The 18,097-nt window shown below is 71.9% G+C and carries 18 protein-coding genes; 17 read left to right on the top strand and 1 reads right to left on the bottom strand.

The window, feature by feature from the left end:
* Positions 1–149 precede the first annotated feature (149 nt).
* The 16 genes from ACFYQ6_RS31600 to ACFYQ6_RS31525 all read left to right on the top strand — a co-directional run bounded on the left by ACFYQ6_RS31600 (position 150) and on the right by ACFYQ6_RS31525 (position 14,392).
* Positions 150–977, top strand: a complete 828-nt coding sequence (locus ACFYQ6_RS31600) for an alpha/beta hydrolase (protein ID WP_361579822.1) — start codon at positions 150–152, stop codon at positions 975–977.
* 15 nt (positions 978–992) lie between these two features.
* Entirely contained in the window at positions 993–1,994 is a 1,002-nt protein-coding gene (locus tag ACFYQ6_RS31595) for a thioesterase family protein (protein ID WP_361579820.1), read from the top strand.
* Between the two features lie 45 nt (positions 1,995–2,039).
* Complete coding sequence (locus tag ACFYQ6_RS31590; protein WP_361579818.1) at positions 2,040–2,759, top strand: DsbA family protein; 720 nt, start codon at positions 2,040–2,042, stop codon at positions 2,757–2,759.
* Positions 2,760–2,848: 89 nt separating this feature from the next.
* Positions 2,849–4,561, top strand: a complete 1,713-nt coding sequence (locus ACFYQ6_RS31585; RefSeq protein WP_361579816.1) for an NAD(P)/FAD-dependent oxidoreductase — start codon at positions 2,849–2,851, stop codon at positions 4,559–4,561.
* A gap of 108 nt (positions 4,562–4,669) precedes the next feature.
* Positions 4,670–4,924, top strand: coding sequence for an acyl carrier protein (locus ACFYQ6_RS31580; RefSeq protein WP_145809406.1), 255 nt, complete (start codon positions 4,670–4,672; stop codon positions 4,922–4,924).
* 414 nt (positions 4,925–5,338) lie between these two features.
* On the top strand, positions 5,339–6,595 hold the full coding sequence (locus ACFYQ6_RS31575) for a beta-ketoacyl-[acyl-carrier-protein] synthase family protein (RefSeq protein WP_388766254.1): 1,257 nt from the start codon (positions 5,339–5,341) through the stop codon (positions 6,593–6,595).
* Entirely contained in the window at positions 6,592–7,731 is a 1,140-nt protein-coding gene (locus ACFYQ6_RS31570; RefSeq protein ID WP_361579812.1) for a beta-ketoacyl synthase N-terminal-like domain-containing protein, read from the top strand. The genes ACFYQ6_RS31575 and ACFYQ6_RS31570 overlap by 4 nt, the downstream gene beginning before the upstream one ends.
* The gene (locus ACFYQ6_RS31565; protein WP_388766252.1) at positions 7,728–8,678 is read left to right on the top strand and encodes a beta-ketoacyl synthase N-terminal-like domain-containing protein; all 951 of its coding nucleotides are present in this window, start codon (positions 7,728–7,730) and stop codon (positions 8,676–8,678) included. The genes ACFYQ6_RS31570 and ACFYQ6_RS31565 overlap by 4 nt, the downstream gene beginning before the upstream one ends.
* A 43-nt stretch (positions 8,679–8,721) precedes the next feature.
* Positions 8,722–9,837 carry a beta-ketoacyl synthase N-terminal-like domain-containing protein gene (locus ACFYQ6_RS31560; RefSeq protein ID WP_388766250.1) on the top strand — a complete coding sequence of 372 codons (1,116 nt, stop codon included), beginning with the start codon at positions 8,722–8,724 and terminating at the stop codon, positions 9,835–9,837.
* Positions 9,838–9,870: 33 nt separating this feature from the next.
* Positions 9,871–10,134: an acyl carrier protein gene (locus ACFYQ6_RS31555; protein ID WP_361579806.1), complete on the top strand. Its 264-nt coding sequence runs from the start codon at positions 9,871–9,873 to the stop codon at positions 10,132–10,134.
* On the top strand, positions 10,131–10,529 hold the full coding sequence (locus tag ACFYQ6_RS31550) for a hypothetical protein (protein ID WP_361579804.1): 399 nt from the start codon (positions 10,131–10,133) through the stop codon (positions 10,527–10,529). Before ACFYQ6_RS31555 ends, ACFYQ6_RS31550 begins: the two co-directional genes overlap by 4 nt.
* Positions 10,526–11,008 carry a beta-hydroxyacyl-ACP dehydratase gene (locus tag ACFYQ6_RS31545; RefSeq protein ID WP_361579802.1) on the top strand — a complete coding sequence of 161 codons (483 nt, stop codon included), beginning with the start codon at positions 10,526–10,528 and terminating at the stop codon, positions 11,006–11,008. The genes ACFYQ6_RS31550 and ACFYQ6_RS31545 overlap by 4 nt, the downstream gene beginning before the upstream one ends.
* Positions 11,009–11,035: 27 nt before the next feature.
* Complete coding sequence (gene fabG / locus ACFYQ6_RS31540; protein ID WP_356744270.1) at positions 11,036–11,785, top strand: 3-oxoacyl-[acyl-carrier-protein] reductase; 750 nt, start codon at positions 11,036–11,038, stop codon at positions 11,783–11,785.
* Between the two features lie 169 nt (positions 11,786–11,954).
* Positions 11,955–12,386, top strand: coding sequence for a YbaK/EbsC family protein (locus ACFYQ6_RS31535; protein ID WP_361579880.1), 432 nt, complete (start codon positions 11,955–11,957; stop codon positions 12,384–12,386).
* A gap of 169 nt (positions 12,387–12,555) precedes the next feature.
* Positions 12,556–13,509 (top strand): ATP-binding cassette domain-containing protein, encoded by a 954-nt coding sequence (locus ACFYQ6_RS31530; RefSeq protein WP_388766247.1) that lies wholly within the window; start codon positions 12,556–12,558, stop codon positions 13,507–13,509.
* A gap of 37 nt (positions 13,510–13,546) precedes the next feature.
* Positions 13,547–14,392 carry an ABC transporter permease gene (locus ACFYQ6_RS31525; protein WP_361579799.1) on the top strand — a complete coding sequence of 282 codons (846 nt, stop codon included), beginning with the start codon at positions 13,547–13,549 and terminating at the stop codon, positions 14,390–14,392.
* 173 nt (positions 14,393–14,565) lie between these two features.
* Here ACFYQ6_RS31525 and ACFYQ6_RS31520 read toward each other — a convergent pair whose 3' ends face one another.
* A complete protein-coding gene (locus ACFYQ6_RS31520; protein ID WP_361579797.1) occupies positions 14,566–16,527 on the bottom strand; it encodes an AarF/UbiB family protein in 1,962 nt (653 codons plus the stop codon).
* 580 nt (positions 16,528–17,107) lie between these two features.
* Between ACFYQ6_RS31520 and ACFYQ6_RS31515 the strand changes: the two genes are divergently transcribed.
* Positions 17,108–18,061, top strand: coding sequence for a helix-turn-helix domain-containing protein (locus ACFYQ6_RS31515; protein ID WP_361579795.1), 954 nt, complete (start codon positions 17,108–17,110; stop codon positions 18,059–18,061).
* Positions 18,062–18,097: the final 36 nt, after the last annotated feature.

Raw genomic sequence — 18,097 nt, 5'->3', positions numbered from 1 at the left:
TCCATGACCCACGGGGATTCCCGGGGCGGGCCGGGACAGTCCTCGTACGAGGACGGTGCGTCCGCCCTCCGCCGACGGCCGGCCCTCTCGCTCCGGTCGTCTCCCCACGTCCTCCTGTTCTTCTCCCGTGCCTCCGAAAGGGCTCTCCGGTGCTCCGAGACAGCGATGTCGAGCCGCTCGTGCTCCGACGGCGAGGTGTGCCCGGCCCGCGGCCGGACCACCGGGCGCTGCTGTTGCACGGCCTCGGCAGCGGCGAGAGCTGCTGGGACGCCTTCGTCGCACACCGGCCCCCGGGGCTCGACCTGTGGACGGCCGGTCTGCCGTGGCGGGCCGGCGGCCCGTACGCGGTGACCGGGCGCGACGAGAAGGCGTGGGTGGGCGAGGCGGTCGACGGGGTCCCCGGGGGCGCCGACGTGGTGGTCGCGCACTCCTACGCCACGATCCTGCTGCTCGCCCTGCTCTCCGACACGATCGCCGCGGGGGAGGACCCGCGCGAGCGGTTCGGCATCCGCGGCGTGGTGCTGGTCTCACCCTTCTACCGGCACGACCCGACCGACTTCACCTGGTCCCAGCTGCCGACGACCCTGGACGCCATGCGCCGCAGCGCGGACGAGTACATCCGCCTGACGGCCCGTGACCGTCTGGACCCGGCCGTGCGGGCGGACATGGCCGAGCTCGCCTGTGCGCGGCTCGGCCCCTACTGGGCGGTCCGCTACCTCGACGCCTACCTGCGCACACCGTTCCTGCACGCCGACCGGATCGACCTGCCCGTCCACATCGTCATCGGCACGGGCGACACGCTCGCGCCGCCGCCCGAGGGCGAGGCACTCGCCCGCGAGCTGCGCCGCGCCTCGGTCACGCGCATCGAGGACTGCGGGCACTCACCGATGACCGAGCGCCCTGAGCACTTCGCGCTCGCTGTCCAGCAATTCCTCGCCACCCTGCCGGCCGGGCGCACCCCGGCGGCGGTCAACTGAGTACGGGAGCCCACGATGACCACCCTGTCCGACGTCGCGCTCAAGCAGCTTCTCGACGAACCGAGTTCGGTCACGCTCCGGCCCCCCTACGAGGGCGGGAACATCAACACCGCGATCGGCTTCAAGTGCGTCAACTACCTGCTCGAGGCCGCGGTCCTCGACCACTTCCGGGCCGTCGGCCTCGGCGCGAGCGAGCTGTACCTCGTCCACGGCGTCAACTTCGACGTGGCCGGACTCGAGACCCGTCTGCACACGGTGCTCACGCTCGACGACGACGTCCTGCTGGAGGTCACGCCGAAGACGAAGGACACCGACACCATGATGGTCTTCGCGGTCACCGCGACCGTCGAGCGTGACGGCGCGCCGAAGAAAGCCGTCACCTCCAAGCTGCGCGTCCTGCTGCGCCGTGACGGCAACGTCGAAGCCACCCAGGCGCTCCCCGAGGGGCTCCAGCGCTTCGTCGTCGACCGGCTCGCCACGGCGGAGCCCACCGCGCTGGCCGCGACGCCCTCCGACGACTTCGCCGGAGCCATGCACCGCGGCGAGAACAGCGACACCGATCCGGTGCTCGCCGAGATCATCGGCGACACCAACGCGGTCGGCTGGAAGTGGCGGGTTCCGTACTACTACTGCCACTTCACCGAGCGCATGCAGATGTCGGGCTACCTGCGGCAGATGGAGGAGGCGAAGCACGTCTTCGTCGCCTCCCGCGGCATCAGCATCAAGCGGATGCTGAACGAGCGCGGCTGGATCCCGGTCGTGACGCAGTGCAAGATCCGCTTCACGGACGAGACGGTCATGGAGGAGGACCTCTACACCGTCTACACCGTGGAGTCCGTCTTCAAGGACATGCTCTACACCTCCCGCGTGGACTTCTACGTCGTGCGGGACGGCGCGCTCGTCCAGACCGCCACCGGCTCGATCACCCACGGCTACTGCCACAAGGAGTCGCCGGAGGCCGAGTGGCAGATGACCGTCTTCGACGACGAGGTCCTGCGCGCCCTGCGCGGCGAGTGACCCGGCCCGTACACAGCCCCGGACGACCGAGCCCCGGAGGAACCGATGGCTTCCAAACGCCCACCGCGCTGGTACTTCTCCCTGCGCAGCCCGTACTCCTGGTTCGCCTACCGCGATCTCATGGCCACCCACCCCGAGGTGCTCGACTCCCTCGACTGGCTGCCGTTCTGGGAGCCCGACCAGGAGACCGCGAAGCTGCTGGCGGAGGAGGGGGTCACCCTTCCGATCGTCGCCATGAGCCGCGCGAAGAACTTCTACATCCTGCAGGACACCCGCCGGCTGGCCACCGAACGCGGACTGACGGAGATCACCTGGCCCGTCGACCGTGAGCCGTGCTGGGAGGTCGCCCACCTCGCCTGGATAGCGGCCGAGGACGAGGGCCGGGGCAAGGACTTCGTGGCGGCGGCGTACCGCGCCCGCTGGCTGGAGGGCAAGAACATCTCCGAGCCCGCCGTGATCGCCGGCGTCGCGCAGGAGCTGGGCCTGGACGCCGAGCGGCTGTCCACCGCCCATCAGGACGCGGAACTGCGCAAGCGGGGCGCCGCCCTGCTCGCCGAGTCGGCCCACGACGGCCTGTTCGGCGTGCCGTTCTTCATCACCGGCAGGGACAAGTACTGGGGCCTCGACCGGGTCGAGTCCTTCGTCCGTGCCGTCCAGGGCGCCGGAGGCACCACCGCTCCGAAGACCGCCACGCCGGACCCGGCGGCCCACGCCGACCTGCTGCCTGCCGGCGGCGACGCGGGACACGCCGGCGGCTGCGGCTGAGACCGGCCGGTGGCCGCGGCACGGAACGCGGCCACCGGCCTCCGCGCGGCGACGAAGAAGCATCAGCGGCAAGCGACAAGGAGAGCACTGTGGGCAACAGCAACCCGGGCGGAGGCGAGTGGGACGCCGTCGTGGTCGGTGCCGGCCTGGGCGGCCTGACGACCGCCGCCTACCTGGCCACCGCCGGCCGGCGTGTCCTGGTGCTGGAGCAGTTCTCGGTGGTGGGCGGGAACAGCCACGTCTTCCGCAGGCGGCGGAGCTACGAGTTCGACGTCGGCGTCCACTACCTCGGTGACTGCGAGCCCGGCGGTGTCATCCCGTCCGTCCTGGGCGGGCTCGGGCTCCGCGACCGCGTCGAGTTCCTGGAGATGGACCAGAGCGGTTTCGACCTCATCAGGGTGCCCGGGGCCTCCGTGGACATGCCGGCCGGCTGGCCGGAGTACCGCAAGCGGCTCGTCGCCGCGATGCCGGAGGAGGCCGAGGGCCTGCGTACCTTCACCGACATCTGCGAGGCCGTCGGCGAGGAGCAGCGCGCGGCCCTCTTCGAGTCGCACACCTGGGGGCCCGCGGACATCGCGAAGGGCACCGTCGCGGTCCGGGAGTGGGGCAGGCGGACGCTGGACGACCTGTTCAGCCACTGCGGCCTGTCCTCGCGGGCCCGTACGGTGCTCGCGGCGCAGGCGCCCAACTACGGACTGACCCCGCGGCAGGCGACGGTCGCCCGCCACACCAGCGTCACCGACCACTACCTCCGCGGCGCCTACTACCCGGCCGGTGGAGGGCAGACGCTCGCCGCGGGCCTCGTGGAGGTCATCGAGGCCCACGGCGGAGAGATCCGGACCCGGAGCAGGGTGCGGCGCATCCTGGTGGAGGACCGCAAGGTCACCGGGGTCGGCCTGGACGGTGGCGAGACGGTCACCACCGGCCTGGTGGTGTCCAACGCGGACTACCGCCGCACGGTGCTCGACCTGGTCGGCCCCGGACACTTCCCGAAGTCCCTCGCCGAACGCACCCGCAACGCACGCATGGGCATGCCGTGGCTGGTGCTCTACCTCGGCCTCGACATCGACCTGCGGGACCGGCCGAACGCCAACCTGTGGTGGTACGACACCGACGACATCGACGGCTACTTCGACCGGGCGCGCGCCGGCGACGTCGGCGAGGTCCCCTTCCTCTTCTGCTCGTTCGCCTCGCTCAAGGACCCCGGCAACAGCGCACTGTGCCCGCCGGGCCACGCCAACCTGCAGGTGATGACGCTCTGCCCGCCCGACCACGAGTGGTGGGGCGTCACCGACGGGGCCGAGGGCGGCAGCGCCACGTACCGCCACCAGGCGCGCTACCTGCGCCGCAAGCAGGAGCTCACCGAAGCCACCCTGCGCGCGGCGGAGAAGGCCATCGGCCCGCTGCGGGGGCACATCACGCACCTGGAGGCGGCGACCCCGCTGACCCACGAGCGGTACACCCTGGCCTCCGGAGGCACCCCCTTCGGCATGGCCGAATGGGGCGGCACGGCCCGGCCCGGCACCACGACCGGCATCGCCGGGCTGCATGTGGTCGGGGCCAGCACCCAGGCGGGCAACGGTGTCGCGGGCGTCATGCTCGGCGGCATCTCGTGCGCCTCCCACATCCTCGGCCGGCCGCTGCTCGCGCAGGGCCGGCAGGGAGTGGTGTCCGGGGATCCGGACCTCCTCCCCGCCCGGCCGGACGGCTGGGACCCGAGGGAGGTCTGCCGGGGCGCATCCCGGCGGGCCCGCTCGGGCCGCGCAACGGCGGCCCGGGATCCGGCCGGCACAACCGGCTGAGATCGGGCGGCAGGCGGGTCACCGCCCGCCTGTCGCCGAGCAAGTGACCGATGGACACCCCGTCCGGTCGAGCCATGCACACCTTCCGAAGAACTGAGAGTGATTCACATGAGCGCTTCCACCGTCGAACAGCGGGCCGGCATCAAGGAGATCGTCTGCGACATCCTCGAGCTGGAGGAGGACGAGGTGACCGACGAGGGCCTCTTCAAGGAGGAGTACGGCGCGGACTCGCTGCGCGCCATCGAGATCCTCGCGGGCCTCGAGAAGGAGTTCAAGATCACGATCGACCAGTCCGAGCTGGAGCGGATGGTCAACCTCGACGGGGTCTACGCCGTCGTCCAGGAGTCGATCGACGCCAAGTAGGCGCGTTCCGGCGGCTCCTGGTGGGCCGGCGCACCGCGCCGGACGCGGAGCACGGCGCGGCGGACGAGCGCACGGCGCCCCGGGCGCTGCGGCGACCGCGAAGCGGGCCGGAACCGCCGCCGGGCGGCCCGCGGGGTACCTACCGGCACCCGCAGAGTACCTACGGTCCCGGGCGCCCGCGGGGTACCTACCGGTCCCCGGCGCCCGCGCGGGACACCTACGGGTCCCGCCGGGACGGACCGCCCGCCCGGAAGCAGGCGCGGGGGGCCGGCACACCGCCGGCTCCCCGGCCCCGGCGGATCACCCGGCCCTGACCGACGGGTGATCCGCCGACCCCCTTTCCGTGGTGACCCGTGATGCCCGTGGTGAGCACGTGGTGGACCAGTGGTGACCAGGCCGTACCGAGGGAGATTGATGTCTGACAGCCTTTCTGACGCGATGCGCGACGACGCGGCGTCCCGGGTCGTGCTGACCGGGTTCGGCGTGTTCTCCAGCATCGGTGTCGGAGCCGATGAGTTCGCCGAGGGCCTGCGCGCGGGCCGCAGCGGCGCCAAGCCGATCACCCTGTTCGACACCGAGGGTTTCGCGCACGCCAACGGGTGCGAGATCACGGGTGCCGAACCGGAACGCTGGATCCACAACCTGCCGGTCGAGACCCTGGGCAGGGCGACCACCTTCTCGGTCGCCGCGGCCCGGATGGCCGTCGAGGCCTCCGGAGTCGACCTCGACGCGCTGCGCGCCATGCGCGGGATGATCTCGATCGGCACCACCGACGGGGAGTCCTACGACCTCGACCAGCTGGTGGAGACCGAGGTCCGGTCCGGGCCCGACGCCATGGACCCGACCGTCGCCCGCCGGATATCCCCGAACCGGCTGTCCATCGCCGCCGCCCAGGAACTGGGCCTGTCGAACGTGGACGCGGTGACCATCGCCACCGCCTGCTCCGCCGGCAACTACGCGATCGGCCAGGGTTTCGACGCCATCCGCTCCGGAGCGGCCGACTACGCGCTCTGCGGCGGCGCGGACGCCATGTGCCGCAAGACGTTCACCGGCTTCTACCGGCTCGGCACCATCGCCCCCGACGTCTGCCGCCCCTTCGACTCCGAGCGTAAGGGCATCCTGACCGGTGAGGGCGCGGGCGTGCTGATGCTGGAGAGCCTCGCCTCCGCCCAGGCGCGAGGCGCCCGCATCTACGCCGAGGTGCTCGGCTACGGGATGAACTGCGACGCCTACCACCAGGTCGCCCCGAACCAGGCGAGCGTGGCCCGGGCCATGCAGATCGCGCTGGAGAACGCCGGTGTGAAGGAGGAGGAGGTCGACCTGATCTCCGCCCACGGCACCGGGACCAAGGCCAACGACGTGACCGAGTCGCGCGCGATCCACGACGTGTTCGGCGACACCCCGCCGCGCACCGTGTCCCTGAAGTCGATGCTCGGCCACACGATGGGCGCCGCGAGCGCGCTCGCCGCGATCGCCTGCGCGCTGTCCGCGTACCACGGCTTCATACCGCCGACCATCAACCATCGCGAGACCGATCCCGAGTGCGAGATCGACTGCGTGCCCAACGAGTCCGTCGAGGCGGACCTGCGCATCGTGCAGAACAACGGGCTCGCCTTCGGCGGCAACAACGCGATCGTCATCCTCGGCAGATACCAGGAGGGTGAGCGGTGAGGCTGCCCATCACAGGAGTCGGCGCGGTCGCGAGCATCGGCCGGGACGCGGACGAGATCTTCACCAGCCTCTGTGCGGGGCGCGGAGGTCTCGGCCCGATGCGCGGGTTCGACCACGACCTGTACACCGGCACCCAGCTCTTCGAGATCGACGACCGGCCCGAGCCGGGGGTGGACCGTACGCTGCGCGCCACCGGCTTCCTGCTGGACGCCGTCGGCCAGGCCGCCGAGTCGGCCGGCCTCGGCGACGACCTGTCGGACTGCCCGGTGCTCGTGGGCACCGGACTGCGCGAGCTGCGCTCCGCCGAACTGTGGTGGCGTGACGGGGCGTCCTTCGGCCCCGAGCGGCTGCACTTCGGCACCGCCCTGAGGGAACGGTTCGCCACCGCCGACACGCACACCTTCTCCAACGCCTGCTCCGCCTCGCTGTACGCCCTGGCACTGGGCGCCGACATGCTCGAACTCGGCGAGGCCGACACCGTGATCGTCGCGGGAGTCGACTCGATCACCGAGAGCATGTTCGGCCTGGCCGACCGGGTCCAGCCCGAGCCGCCCGGCGCGCTGCGGACCCTGGACGTGAACCGGAAGGGCACGATCCTCGGCGACGGAGCAGCCGCGGTCGTGCTGCGCCGCGAGGACTTCGCGGGGCCGGAGGGCACGCTGTGGGGCAGGCTCCGCGGCGTAGGGATGACCTGCGACGCCAAGCACCCCACCGCGCCCGACCAGAAGTACGTCGCCGAGGCGATCCGGCAGGCGCACCGGCACGCCGGCACGCGGCCCGCCGACATCGACCTGCTGATGCTGCACGGGACCGGGACGCCGCTCAACGACCTGGTGGAGGCATCCGCGTACGCCGAGGTCTTCGGCGAGGACGCGGGCGGCCCGGTGGTCACCGGCATCAAGCCGATGACCGGGCACACCAGCGGATCGGCGGGGGTGCTGAGCCTGGTCACCGCCCTGCAGGTGATGGCGACCGGCAAGGTCCCGCCGCTGGTCGGGCTGGAGCAGCCGATCGAGGAGGCCGCCGGCTTCCGGCTGGTCCGCGACGAGGAGGCCGGGCACGAGGTCTCGCTCGCCCAGGTACACGGATTCGGATTCGGCGGGATCAACGCCGTCGCGATTGTCGAGGCGCCATGAGCATCTACGTGACAGGAGTCGGGGTCGCCCTGCCGGGTGCGGACTCCGCGGCCGAACTGGCCGCCGCCGAACGCCCCGTGGGCTCGGTCGACCCGGCGGCGGTCCTGGGGAAGAAGGGCCTGCGCTACAAGGACCGTGCCACCCAGCTCGGGCTCGTCGCCGCACAGCGTGTGCTCACCGACGCGGGCCTGCTCCACGACGGCACGCTCACCACCGACGGCACCCGGGTGGCGGTGCTGGTGAGCTCGAACCTGGGCAACGTCGACACGGCCTGCCGTGTGGCCAGGACCATCGCGGACGAGGGCACCCGCGGGCTGAGCCCCATGGACACCCCGAACGCCTCCAGCAACATCATCGCCTCCGAGATCGCCATCAGGTTCGGCCTGCACGGCCCCAACCTGATGGTCTGCAACGGACCGGCCTCCGGCATCGACGCGATCCGCTGGGGCACCGCCCTGCTGCGCTCGGGCCGTGCCGACCAGGCCGTCGTGGTGGGCGTCGAGCCCGACAACGAGATCGTGCGCGAACTCATCGGCGGCCCGGTGGCCGACGGCGGCGCGGCCCTCGTGCTGGAGCACGCCGACGCGGTCGTGGCCCGCGGGGCCACGGTCCGGGCCGTGATCGGCGGCCACACCCGGGGAGCGGACGTGGCCGCCGGCTTCCGGGAGCTCGCCGACGGTGAACCCACCCGGCTCACGGGCTGGTTCGCCTCCGGCGCCGCGGCCAAGGCGCTCCCCTCCGAGCTGCCGGGCCACGACCTCGCCGCGATCTGGGGCGAGTTGTCCGGTGCGCTGGGTGTCGTGCAGGCCGCTGCCGCGATCGGTGGCTTCGGAGCCGGCACGGACGGCCCGGTGTGCCTGGTCGCCGGCAGCGACGACGACGACGGCAGCGCGGCGCTGGTGCTCCGGCCGCCCGCCCCGCCGGCCGCCGGGCCGGACGCGGTCTGAACGAGATGTCGGCCCCAAGGAATCCGAGCAGGACGGAATGACCATGACCTTTTCGGCGAGCGCGTCCGCGACCCTCAACCGCCCGGTGATCACCGCGTGGTCCGCGGTGTCGCCGTACGGCATCGGCAAGGACGAGTTTGCGGCCGGTGTGCTGGCCAGCAGGGACGCCACGTCCGTACTGGACTCCGGCGAGTGGGCCGCGCCGGACGACCGGGCGTGCCTGGTTCCCGGCTTCGACCTCCGCGAGGTACTCGGCAAGAAGGGCACCCGGTCGATGGACCGGGTGACCGGGCTGGCCGTCACCGCCGTCCGGGACCTGCTGCGGGACAGCGGGGACCGGCGCAGGGGAGGCGACGAGGAGACCGCCCTGGTGCTCGGCACGACCACCGGCAGCGCCCAGAGCATGATGGACTTCACCCGCGCCTCCCTGGTCGGTGAACGCCCCTTCTACGTCGACCCCTCCCTGATGCCGAACGCGGTGATGAACTGCGCCGCCGGCCAGTGCGCCATCTGGCACAGGCTGAAGGGGCCGAACACCACGATCGCCGGCGGCCGGGTCGCCGGACTCTCCGCGCTGAGCTACGCGGCCGGACTGCTGCGCGCGGGCCGCGCCGAGACCGTGCTGTGCGGCGCCGTCGAGGAGTTCTCCGACGCGCGGGCGTGGCTGGACCACCACCGTCGTGCCGAGGACGCGGCGGGCGCGCTGCTCGGTGAGGGCTGCGCCATGTTCATGCTGGAGTCCGCGTCGGAGGCCGGCCAGGACGGCCGGGCCCTCGCCGAGGTGCTGGCCGTGGAGTCCCGGGTCTACTCCGGGACGGGGCTGCGCCCCGTGCTCGACGCCTGCCTCGACGGGGTACTGGCACGGGCCGGTGTCGACGCCGAGGAGGTCCGGTCGGTCTCGGCCTCCGGTCTCGCCGGACGCGCCGGTGACGAGGAGCGCGAGGTGCTCACCGCTCGCTTCGGCGCCCTGGCCCTGGACCGGGCGCCGTCCCTGGACGGAGTCGGGGACACCTCCGGCGCGTCCGCCGCGTTCCAGATCGGCTCCCTGCTGAGCGCCGCAGGCCGGGAGGACTCGGCGGCGGGCGACATCGCCGTCATCTCATCGGTGGACGACGACGGCCTCGTCGCGTGCGCCGTGATCCGCACCCTCGCCGGCTGACCGGCCGGTCCGAGCGCAACCGGAAGGAAGAGCATGTCAATCGACGCGGTGGCCCAGCTCGATCGGGAGGAACTCCGTGCGTTGCTGGCCGAGACCATCGACGCCGACGCGTCCGAGGTCGGGGACGCCACGGACTTCGTGGAGGAGCTCGGGGTCGACTCGCTGATGGCCCTGGAGGTCGTCGTCGTGCTGGAGCGGACGTACGGCGTCAAGTTCGCCGAGCACGAGATGCGCACGGTGCGGACGCTGGACAGCGCCTACGAAGAGGTGCTGCGCAAGCTGGGGGAGCGTTCGTGACGACCGCTGTCCTGGCCCGCCCCCGGACGGTGCGGGAGCCGGGCCACGACACGGGCACGGGGAAGTGGTCCGCCCGGTACTCGGTGGTGATCGACGCGGAGGAACCCGTCTTCGCCGGGCACTACCCGGACTTCCCGATCCTCCCCGGCGTGTGCGTGCTGGAGTGTGTGCGCACCGCCGCGGAGACCTCCGTACCCCCGGACGCCGGGCGTGTCCGGCTGGCCTCGGTCGAGTCCGGCCGCTTCCTCGCCGCGGTGCACCCGGGCGACGTACTGGACATCGAGCTGGTCTGGGAGCCGCGCGGCGCGGACTGGCGCTGTACCGCGAAGGTGGCGACCGGCCGGGGGCCCGCCGCCACGGCCCGGCTCCGCTACCGGCACGGGGCGGCACGGTGACCGGCGCCGGGGAGACACGCGCCGCGTTGCCCCACCGCTACCCGATGCTCCTCGTCGACCGGGTCCTCATGACCGCAGCCGACGAGATCCGCTCGCTCAAGGCCGTCACGCTGAACGAGCCGTGGTACGCCCGGCTCGGCGCCGATCCCCCGGAGGCGGACTTCGCCTACCCGGACTTCCTGCTGCTCGAGTCCTGGACCCAGACCGCGGGCCTGCTGGCCGCACGGCCGGACGGGCCGGAGTCCGGCACGACCATGCTGTTCGGCTCCATGAGGGACGTCGAGTTCCACCGGCGGGTGTTCCCGGGCGACGTGGTCGAGCATCACGTGCGGCTGCTGCGCGCGGTGGACGACACCTTGGTCCTCGAGGGCGGAAGCAGGACCGGCGACGAACCGGTGCTGAGCGTCGGCACCGTCACGGTGGCCTTCCGCCCCCGCGAGCAACCCCACACGAAACACACCGGACCAGCGACCCGCTGACCGGCAGCCGGCGAGGAGAAGAAGTACATGACAGACGACAACGGGACGCGCGTCGCCCTGGTCAGCGGGGGTTCACGCGGCATCGGCCGGGCCGTCGTGCTGCGGCTCGCGGCGGAGGGCCACGACGTCAGTTTCTGCTACCGGTCCGACGAACCGGCCGCACTGGCGCTGGAGAAGGAGGCGGGCGAGCTCGGCGTGCGCGCCATGGCGGTACGGGTCGACGTGACCGACGCCGCCGCCGTGAAGGAATGGGTGGCACGGACGGAGTCCGCACTCGGACCGGTCGAGGTGGTGGTCTGCTCGGCGGGCATCACCCGGGACAACCCGCTGCTGCTCATGTCGGACGAGGACTGGCACAGCGTGCTGGACACCAACCTCGACGGCGTCTACCACGTCTGCCGCTCGGTGATCTTCGAGATGATGAAGCGGAAGTCCGGCACGATCATCAACATCTCCTCGGTCGCCGGCGTCTACGGCAACGCGACGCAGTCCAACTACTCCGCGTCCAAGGCGGGCATCATCGGTTTCTCCAAGGCGCTCGCCAAGGAGGTAGGCCGGTACGGCATCCGGGCCAACGCCGTGGCCCCCGGCTACATCGAGACCGACATGACCGCCGAACTGGCCGACAAGGTCAAGAAGGACGCGGCCAAGCAGATACCCCTGCGCCGCTTCGGCCGGGCCGAGGAGGTCGCCGATCTCGTCGCCTTCCTCGCGAGCGACCGCGCCGCCTACATCACCGGCTCGGTGCTCCAGGTCGACGGCGGCATCACCGTATGAGTACCGGCCGGGTGGTGACATGACCGCGACCGGATCCCCTCCCGGCCCGGTGTACGCGGTGCCCGGGGTCCCGGGCGGGCCCGGCGGCCCCGACGGTGCCGCGCCGGACGGCCGGACCGTCTACCAGCGACTGCGGCAGCTGGCGGACCTGCACGGGGCCGGCTACCGGATGATCGCGCACGCACCGGAGGGCCGCACCGAGGCCGCCAGCGCCCTGCGCGGGCACGCCCTCGCGCAGGGCGCCAAGTCACTGGTCGTCGAGGCCCGTCCGACCAAGCGGACCTGCCGTTACGTACTGGCCGTCGTGCCGGGTGACCGGCGCGTCGACCTCGGCCGGATCGCGGAGCTGGCCGGCGGACGCAAGGCGGGCTTCGCGGCCCGGGGGACGGCGGAGCGGCTGGCCGGTTCGGTCAGCGGCTCCATCATCCCGTTCTCCTTCCACCCCGAACTCGAGCTGATCGTCGACGAGGACCTGCTCCGTCACGACGTGCTGTACTTCAACGCCGCCCGCCTCGACCTGTCGATGGCGCTGCCCACCGACGACTACGTCCGTATGGCGCGTCCACGTACCGCCCGGATCAGCGAAGCCCTCAGGGGCTGACACGACCGGGCCCCTGCCGCGAGCCGGAGTTTCCGCAACCTGCAGCGCCCCGCTTTCCGGCCGCTGCGCGGTTCTACGATCGCCACCCGGCGGCGGTGGCTTGTCCGAGCCCACATCCGAACCGGGGCCAGCCATCGGGCCACCGGACACAGCAACGGAGGCCGAGCACGTGGCCAAACCCATGATTCAGGCAGTCGGCGTAGTGAAGTCGTTCGGTGACGTGAAAGCGCTGAACGGAGTCGACGTCTCTGTTCCGGAAGGCTCGATCCACGGCTTGCTCGGCCACAACGGCGCCGGCAAGACCACCCTGGTGCACATCCTGTCCACGCTGCTGCCGCCGACCGGCGGCTCCGCGAGCATCTGCGGCTACGACGTGACCGCCGACGCGGAGGCCGTACGCCGCTGCATCGGCCTGACCGGACAGTTCGCCTCGGTCGACGAGCAGCTCAACGGGCGGGAGAACCTCGTGCTCGTCGCGCGTCTGCTCGGCGCGAGCAGGCGGCAGGCCGTCGCCCGCGCGAACGAGCTCCTGGAGCTGTTCGAGCTGACCGACGCGGCGACACGGCCGGTGCTCCAGTACTCCGGCGGCATGCGCAGGCGTCTGGACATCGCGGCCAGCCTCGTCGGCGGCCCCCGGGTCATCTTCCTCGACGAACCGACGACCGGGCTCGACCCGAACGCCCGGATCGGGGTGTGGGAGACCATCGAGCGGCTCGCCAAGGACGGCACCGCCGTGCTCCTCACCACCCAGTACCTGGAGGAGGCGGACCGCCTCTGCGACCAGATCACCGTGCTCTCCGCGGGCAGCGTGGTGGCGGGCGGAAACCCCGCCGAGCTCAAGGCCGAGGTCGGCCAGCGCCTGGTGACGGTGACCCCGGCGTCGGAGTCCGGCGTGCGGGACGCGGTGGACGCCCTGGAGAAGGCCGGCATCCGGGCCACGCCGCAGGAGTCGGGGACGGCGCTGAGCGCCCCCGTGGCGGCGGCATCGGACCTCGCGGTCGTCGTACGTCTCCTCAGCGACGCCGACATCGAGATCGCCGAACTGGCCTTCTCCGAACCGACCCTGGACGACGTCTACCTGACGCTGACCCACGAGCCGGCCGCGAAGCCGGTGTCCGCGTGACCGTCCCGACCAGCCTCACCCAAGAAGGAGCATCCCGATGACGGTCATCGACGCCGAGACCGCACCCCGACCGACCTCCCGGACAGGCGTGAGCGTGTCCGAGGAGTGGGGCGGCAGCAGTCTGCTGACCCAGACCCTCGCGCTCACAGGCCGTTCCGTACGGCCCTACCTGCAACCGGGCGTGCTCATCGTGACGTTCATCGAGCCGCTGGTGATGCTGCTGATGTTCGGCGGTGTGCTGCGCGCACTGGGCGACACCGTCGCGCCCCAGGGGAGCGACCTGTCGTACATCGCCGGACTGGCTCCCGCCATCATGATCATCACCTCGGTGGCAGCAGGGGCGCAGGCCGGGAACGGGCTCATCAACGACCTGCGCAACGACGTGATCACCCGCTTCCACACGATGCCGATCTCCCGGTTCGGCGTACTGCTCGCCCGGAGCCTCGCGGACGCCGCACGGTCCCTCTACCAGCTGATCGCCGTGGCCGTCCTGGCCGCGCTGATCTTCGGCTTCAACCCGCCCGGCGGCATACTCGGGGTCGTCGGCTCGATCCTGCTGGCCCTGTTCGTCGGCTGGTCGATGAGCTGGATCTTCATCGCCCTGGCAGCGGTACTGCGCAACGGTGACGTGCTGCGCATGATCACCACCCTCTGCACCTTCCCGCTGCTGTTCGCCTCCAACGCCTTCGTCGACCCGGAGTCGATGCCGGTCTGGCTGCGGGTCGTCGCCGAGGCCAATCCCATCTCGTACGCGAACGACGCGATGCGCAGCATGGTCGCCGGCCAGATCCCGCTCACGCAGCTCGTCACCACCGTGGGTGTCTCCTGCGTCCTGGTGGCCGTCTGCGCACCCATCGCGAACCGGTCCTTCCGGGTGCTGTGACCCACCGTCGCGGTACCCCGTGACGGGTACCGGACGGCCCGCGGCCGGGAGACGCACACCGCGTCTCCCGGCCGACGTGTGTGACGGGCCGGGCTCCAGGGCCGACGCCCGGGATCAGCCCCGGTCCGGTGCCGACGTGTGTGACGGGCCCGGCCCGGTGCCGGCGTCCGCGATCAGCCCCGGCCCCGGGAGATGGAGAAGACCACCCGGAGCACCAGGATGAAGCTGACGACGAGCAGGTTGTAGCCGATCAGCTGGCTCAGCGAGACGGACCCGATGATCGTCGGCTTGCCGTCGACGCTCAGCAGCACGGAGGCGACCAGCGCGATGACCCCGCCGAGGAACGTCAGCAGCACGTCGTGCACGAGCCCTCGCACGAAACGCCGGTCCCGTTCGTCCGCCAGCAGCCGGATCCGGATCCCCAGCCGGCCGCCCTCCAGCGCGCTGCTGACCCGGTCCACCCGGCGCGGCAGCCGGCGCAGGACCGAGGTGAGCGAGATCGCCTCCTCGATCAGCGAGTCCTTGACCCGCTCGTAGCTCAGCTGCTCCTGGACCCGCGCGGCGGCGAAGGTACGGGCCTGCGCGACGAGGTCGAAGTCCGGCACGAGCCGCTCGACCGTGCCCTCCACGGTGGCCAGGGCCCGGAAGGTCGCCGCCACCTCCGGCGGTACGGTCAGGCCGTGGCGGGCGACCAGCACGAAGAGCTCGGAGAACATGTCGCGGTGGGGCTTGCCCCCGGGGCCCAGGTACCGGGCCATGAACCGCCCCAGCGCACGCTCCAGCTGCCTCTCGTCGATCTGCTCCGGGCGGTCCACGATCTCCAGCAGCGCGTCACTGAGGGCGGCGGGATCGTTGCGGTGCAGGGCGAGCAGCAGGTCCTGGAGCGCGGCGCGCATCCGCCGGTCCAGCCGGCCGACCGAGCCGAAGTCGAGCAGTCCGAGCTCGCCGCTGCTCAACAGCAGCACGTTCCCCGGGTGCGGGTCGGCGTGGAACACCCCGCCGAGCGTGATCTGTTCGAGGATGCAGTCGAAGAGCTGGCCCGCGAGCTTCGCCCCGTCCAGGCCGCGTTCGGCGATCGTCTCCCTGGCGGAACTGAGGGGGACGCCGTGCAGGCGCTCCAGTGTCAGCACCCGCCTGCTGCTGTACTGCTCGTACACGCGGGGCGTGCGGATGGAGCAGACCGCGCCCGACTCCGCGGCCCCCGCGACGATGGCGGCCATGTTGCGGGCCTCGGTCCGGAAGTCCAGCTCCTCGTTGAGCGAGACGGCGAAACCGTTCATCAGCTCACCGAGGCCCATGGTGCTCGCCCAGTTCGTGTGCTCCTCCAGCTTGTGGCTGATCCGGAACAGGATGTCCAGGTCGCGCTCCACCACCTGGCAGGCGCCCGGGCGCTGGATCTTCACCGCGACCTCCTGACCGTCCCTCAGCCGCGCCAGGTGCACCTGGGCCATCGACCCGGCGGCCAGGGGAACGGGGTCGAACTCGGCGAAGACCGCCTCCGGTTCGCAGCCCAGCTCCTCGGTGAGAAGCTCCCGTACGCGGTCCCAGGGTTCGGCGGCGGCCTGGTGATGGAGCTCGGAGAACTCCTCGACGTATTCGGCGGGGAGCAGGTCGTAGCGGGTCGAGAGCATCTGCCCGAGCTTGACGAAGGTCGAGCCCGCTTCCTCCAGGGCCCGCCTCAACTGACGTGCGGAGTGCCTGCGTCCGGCGGACGTCCCCTTCGGAGAGCCCGCCCTGGAGAGTCCGCGCAACGAGGGCGAGAGACCGTTGCGCATGGCGATGGCGCTGAGTTCCGCGTAACGCCGTGTCCGCACGACGCGGCGGCGCAGTACGCCGGGCAGCCGCACGATCTCGGTCAGCCGGCCACTGGGCAGCACGACCTCCGAGACCGCCAGGAAGAGCATCGTGACGAGGATGCCGCAGCCCACCTGGACGGAGGTCATGGCCGGCCGGTGGCTGCTCGGTCCCATGGCCGCGATGATCTGCATCGTCGCGAGGACACCGACGGTGCCGCCGAGCGCCGCCCGTATCGTGCCGATCCTGATGCCGAGCAGCCGTCGGGCGCCCATGGAGAGGCCGACCAGGGTGCCCACGAAGAGGACGGGTATCAGGATCAGGAACGCTGTGTGCTGCATGGCAGAGCCTTTCCCGGACCGGAGTCCATGTGCGGTGCGGGTACGGGGAATCTCGCGAAGGGCACCGGGCTGCCGTTCCTGGCCGGCTGCCTCCGCCGTGCCGTGCCGGGCGCCCGAGCCGCTTACGCCGAGCCCGAGCTGCTTCCGCCGTGCCGTGTGCCCGGCGCCGGCGGCCAATTCTCCGTGCCCGCGCCGGAACCCTCCACCGATGCCCGGTACAGGAAACTGCAGATGCGGACGGGGGCGACGGCCCCGGCGCGAAGGCGCAGGCGGGCCGCGCGGGGCCGGGGCGGGCGGGGGCCCGTGGTGTCGAAGGGCCGGGCGGGTCGCCGTGCTGGCGGAGAGCCGAGGCGTGGGCGTGTCGCTGGGGCGGGAGACCGAGGCACAGGAGGCCCCGCCGCGACGGCGGATGGCCGGTTGTGCCGCCTACCCGGCTGCGCGCGAGGGAAACCCGGGTGGGCGTGGCACCAAGCTGTCGCAATCGGTTCTCGGACACGCCGACCGCGCTGGAGGCGGCCTAGGTTGACCACGTCAGAGGGGCGTGGTTCTGCCCGGAGAGAGCAACTGCCGAGAGGTTGACGTGGCTGATACGGGGATCGGTTTGGATGTGCGGTCGGAGCTGCTCTACCGCACGATGCTCCAGCGTGCGACATGGCGGACGCGGGAACTGGCTCAGACTCTCGCATGGCCGACGGACCAGGTCGTGAGGGTGCTCGACACCCTGCGGGCCGAAGGTCTCGCCGGTGTCTGCGGGGAGGACGGGACGGCGTCCCGGGCCGTCGAGCCGTGCATCGCCCTGCCGACGCTGCTCGCCTCCCGCATGCGTGAGGGCCGCTCGCCCCAGCCCTGCCCGGTCCGGATCGGCCGGTTCATCGCCCTGCACGAGCAGGCGGAACGTTTCGGTGACTCCGGTGAGGGCGGCGAGAACCGTCACGACGCGTCCGTCATCATCGAGCGGCTGGTCGCCAAGGTCCAGCGCGAGGTCGTCCTCCTCGTCCCGCACCACGACGAGGGCGGCTTCGAGTTCTCCCGGCCCGTCGTGGACATGGTTCTGAGGCGAGGCGCCAAGGTGCGTGCGGTGTGGGCCTCCTCGGTGATCAAGGCGCCGGGTGCCATGGCGCACGCCCAGTGGCTCTCGCAGGAGGGCGTCGCCCTGCGCTCGGTGAGCACCCTGCCGCCGCGCGCGATGATCATGGACGGGGCGGTCGCCGTGATCGTCGACGAGAGCGAGGGGATCCGCGTCGTACGGTCCGCGGCGGAGCTGGAGCGGCTGAGCGCGCTCGCCGAGCGGTTCTGGGAGCGCGGAGCGACCGTACGGCAGACGGGGCGGCAGCCCGTCGCCCCGACTCGCCGCCCGCGCTCCGAGGTCGTCCTGCGGCTCCTGTCGGAAGGCCTCACGGACGACGCGATCGCCCGCCGGCTGGGGTGCAGCGTCCGCACGGTGCGCAACGATGTCGCCTCCGCCATGGAAGCACTTGACGCGCGTAGTCGATTCCAGGCCGGGGCCCGCGCCATGCAGGTCGGCCTGATCTGACCGTTCCGTCCTCGCCGGACGGGGCGTCACCTGCCC

Source organism: Streptomyces sp. NPDC005494 (genome assembly GCF_042872025.1).
Lineage (GTDB): Bacteria > Actinomycetota > Actinomycetes > Streptomycetales > Streptomycetaceae > Streptomyces.
The sequence above is the reverse complement of the archived record's forward strand: the minus strand, read 5'-3'. Positions and strand labels throughout refer to the sequence as shown.